The 3,286-nt window shown below is 73.7% G+C and carries 1 protein-coding gene and 1 pseudogene; both read right to left on the bottom strand.

Going from position 1 to position 3,286, the window contains the following annotated elements:
• Nucleotides 1-2,733 (bottom strand): error-prone DNA polymerase (locus DKL51_RS20505; protein WP_124812377.1); only part of this gene is annotated, 2,733 nt, incomplete at its 3' end.
• Between the two features lie 239 nt (nt 2,734-2,972).
• Nucleotides 2,973-3,286, bottom strand: a pseudogene (locus DKL51_RS20500) (DNA polymerase Y family protein); the annotation flags it as partial.

Genomic DNA, 3,286 nt, shown 5'->3' with positions numbered 1-3,286 from the left:
GCCCAGCCCGAGCCGGACCGCCGGACCGCCCAGCCCCCAGGCGTGCGGCGGCTCCCCCGGCGCGCTCCCCCACCGGGTCTGGTGCGTCGACTCCAGCACCGCCTTGGCGCCGCTGGCGTTGATGTCCGGCCGGCGTACCTCCACGCCGTGCCGGCGGGCGTCGTCGACCAGGGTCTGTGGCGAGTAGAAGCCCATCGGCTGGGCGTTGAGCAGCGCGGCCAGGAATGGGCCGGGGTGGTAGCGCTTGAGCCAGGAGCTGGCGTACACCAGGTAGGCGAAGCTCATCGCGTGGCTCTCCGGGAAGCCGTAGCTGGCGAACGCGGTGAGCTTGCGGTAGACGTCGTCGGCCAGCTCGCCGGTGATGCCCCGCTCGGCCATCCCGGCGTAGAGCCGGTCGGCGATCTGCGCCATCCGCTCCACTGAACGCTTCGCTCCCATCGCCCGGCGCAGCTGGTCGGCCCCGGCCGCGTCGAAGCCGGCCAGGTCGATCGCGAGCTGCATCAACTGCTCCTGGAACAGCGGTACGCCGAGGGTCTTCTCCAGCGCGTTGCGCATCAACGGATGCGCGAACGTCACCGGCTCCTGGCCGTTCTTGCGCCGGATGTACGGGTGCACCGAGCCGCCCTGGATCGGGCCGGGCCGGATCAGCGCCACCTCCACCACCAGGTCGTAGAAGCAGCGGGGCTTCAGCCTCGGCAGGGTGGCCATCTGGGCGCGGCTCTCCACCTGGAACACCCCGACCGAGTCGGCGCGGCAGAGCATGTCGTAGACCTCGGGGTCGTCCAGGGTCATGTCGCCCAGGTCGAGGCTCATCCCGATCAGGTCGTAGCCGTAGTGCAGCGCGGAGAGCATGCCGAGGCCGAGCAGGTCGAACTTGACCAGGCCGACCGCCGCGCAGTCGTCCTTGTCCCACTGGAGCACGCTGCGCCCGGGCATCCGGCCCCACTCCACCGGGCAGACCTCGATCACCGGGCGGTCGCAGATCACCATGCCGCCGGAGTGGATGCCCAGGTGCCGGGGGAACGTCTGCAGCTCGTTGGCGTACGCGACGACCTGCTCGGGGATGTCCTCGACGTCCACCGCGGCGACCGAGCCCCAGCGGTCGATCTGCTTGCTCCAGGCGTCCTGCTGGCCGGGCGAGAAACCGAACGCCTTGGCCACGTCCCGCACCGCCGACCGGGGCCGGTACGAGATGACGTTGGCGACCTGGGCGGTGTACTCCCGGCCGTACCGGGTGTAGACGTGCTGGATCACCTCCTCCCGGCGGTCGGACTCGATGTCCACGTCAATGTCGGGCGGGCCGTCCCGCTCGGGGGCGAGGAACCGCTCGAAGAGCAGCCGGTGCCGGACCGCGTCCACATTGGTGATCCGCAGCGCGTAGCAGACCGCCGAGTTCGCCGCCGAGCCCCGGCCCTGGCAGTAGATGTCCTGCTCCCGGCAGAAGCTGACGATGTCGTAGACCACCAGGAAGTAGCCGGGGAAGCCGAGGTCGTCGATCATCCGCAGCTCGTGTTCCAGCTGCGCGTACGCCTCGGGGTGCGCCTCGGGCGGGCCGTACCGCTCCCGGGCCCCCTGCATCGTCAGGTGCCGCAGCCAGCTCATCTCCGTGTGCCCCGGCGGCACCGGGTACGCCGGCAGCTTCGGCGCGACCAGTTGCAGGTCGAAGGCGAGTTCCGCGCCGAACTCGGCGGCCCGGGCCACCGCCCCCGGGTACGCGGCGAACCGGGCCGCCATCTCGGCGCCGCTGCGCAGGTGGGCGGTGGCCGCGGCGGGCAGCCAGCCGTCGATCTCGTCCAGGCTGCGCCGGGCCCGGACCGCGGCCACCGTGGTGGCGAGCCGACGCCGGCCGGGGGTGGCGTAGTGCACGTTGTTGGTGGCCACCGTGGGCAGCCCGGCGGCGGCGGCCAGCTCGGCGAGGGCGTCGTTACGGTCGGCGTCGACCGGGTGGCCGTGGTCGGTCAGCTCGACCGCCACCGTCTCGGCGCCGAAGAGCGCGGTCAACCGGTCCAGCTCCCGGGCCGCCGCGTCGACGCCCTCGGTGAGCAGCGCCGCCGGCACGTGCCCCTTGCGGCAGCCGGTCAGCACCAGCACGTGGTCGCGCAGCTCCTCCGCGGCCTCCTCCAGCTCGCCGTAGACCGGGCGGCCCTTCTCCCCGCCGCGCAGCTGGGCCCGGGAGATGGTGGCGGCCAGCCGGGCGTACCCCTCGTGCCCGTGGGCGAGCACCAGCAGGTGCCGGCCGAGCGGGTCGGGCTCGCCGTTCTGCGGGCCGGGCAGGCCGAGGGAGAGCTCCGCGCCGAAGACCGTCGGCAGGTGCAGCGCGCGGGCCGCCTCGGCGAAGCGGACCACCCCGTAGAAGCCGTCGTGGTCGGTGACGGCGAGCGCGGTGAGCCCCAGCCGGGCCGCCTCCTCGGCCAGCTCCTCCGGGTGGCTGGCCCCGTCGAGGAAGCTGAAGTTGGAATGCGCGTGCAGCTCGGCGTAGGGCACCGCGCCGTCCGGGTGGGGCAGCTCCGGTGGCTGGTACTGCTGTCGCTTGCGGCTCCAGGCGGGCGCGTCGCCGCCGTCGGCGTCGACCGCGAGCGGGTCGACGACGTGCAGGTGCCGCTCCTCCCGCGACCGCCCGTCGCCCGTGCACCCCGCGCCGGACCGGCCGCCGCCCCGCCGGCCGTCACCGGGTCGGCCGGAGAGCACCCGCTCCAGCTCGGACCAGGCCATCTTCGGGTTGTGGAAGCTCATCCGGCCGCTCCGGTGGTGGCCGGCTCCACCGACGAGGAGGCCGCTGAGCGATATACCTGGGAGGCATATTTATGACTCACAGGTATATCGCTTTCCAGGAGAAGTTCCCTCGGCACGCCGGACAGCAGTGCGAGCGACCGCGGGGTGATGCGGAACCGCCGGCATGCAGCCACGGCGGGGCGAGCCACGCTCGGCCCACCCGCCCGAAGTGGAGCAGCCGGGCCGGGACGCCGACCGGCTCAGTCATAGATCGCCTCCACCAGCCACTGGCCGGCCTCGACGGCCAGCAGCAGGGCGGCGCCGTCGACCAGGCAGACCTGGAACCGGGCCCGCCGCCGGGCCTCGGCGGGCGCCCACCAGCGCTCGTCCACCGGCCACGGGCCGGCCCAGCCGACGATCTCGACCGGTGGCGCCGTACCCACGGTGAGCCGGGCCGGCGCAGCGCTCACCGCCAGGCGCGCGCTGACCACGACCGGCTCGCCGGCGGCGTCATGCACGGTGGCGGCGAGCGGACTGGGCAGCACCACGGCCGGCGCGGGCGGCGGGAGTCGAC

Source organism: Micromonospora globispora, assembly GCF_003857015.1.
GTDB classification, from domain to species: domain Bacteria; phylum Actinomycetota; class Actinomycetes; order Mycobacteriales; family Micromonosporaceae; genus Micromonospora; species Micromonospora globispora.
This window is presented reverse-complemented; position numbering and strand designations above follow the sequence as displayed.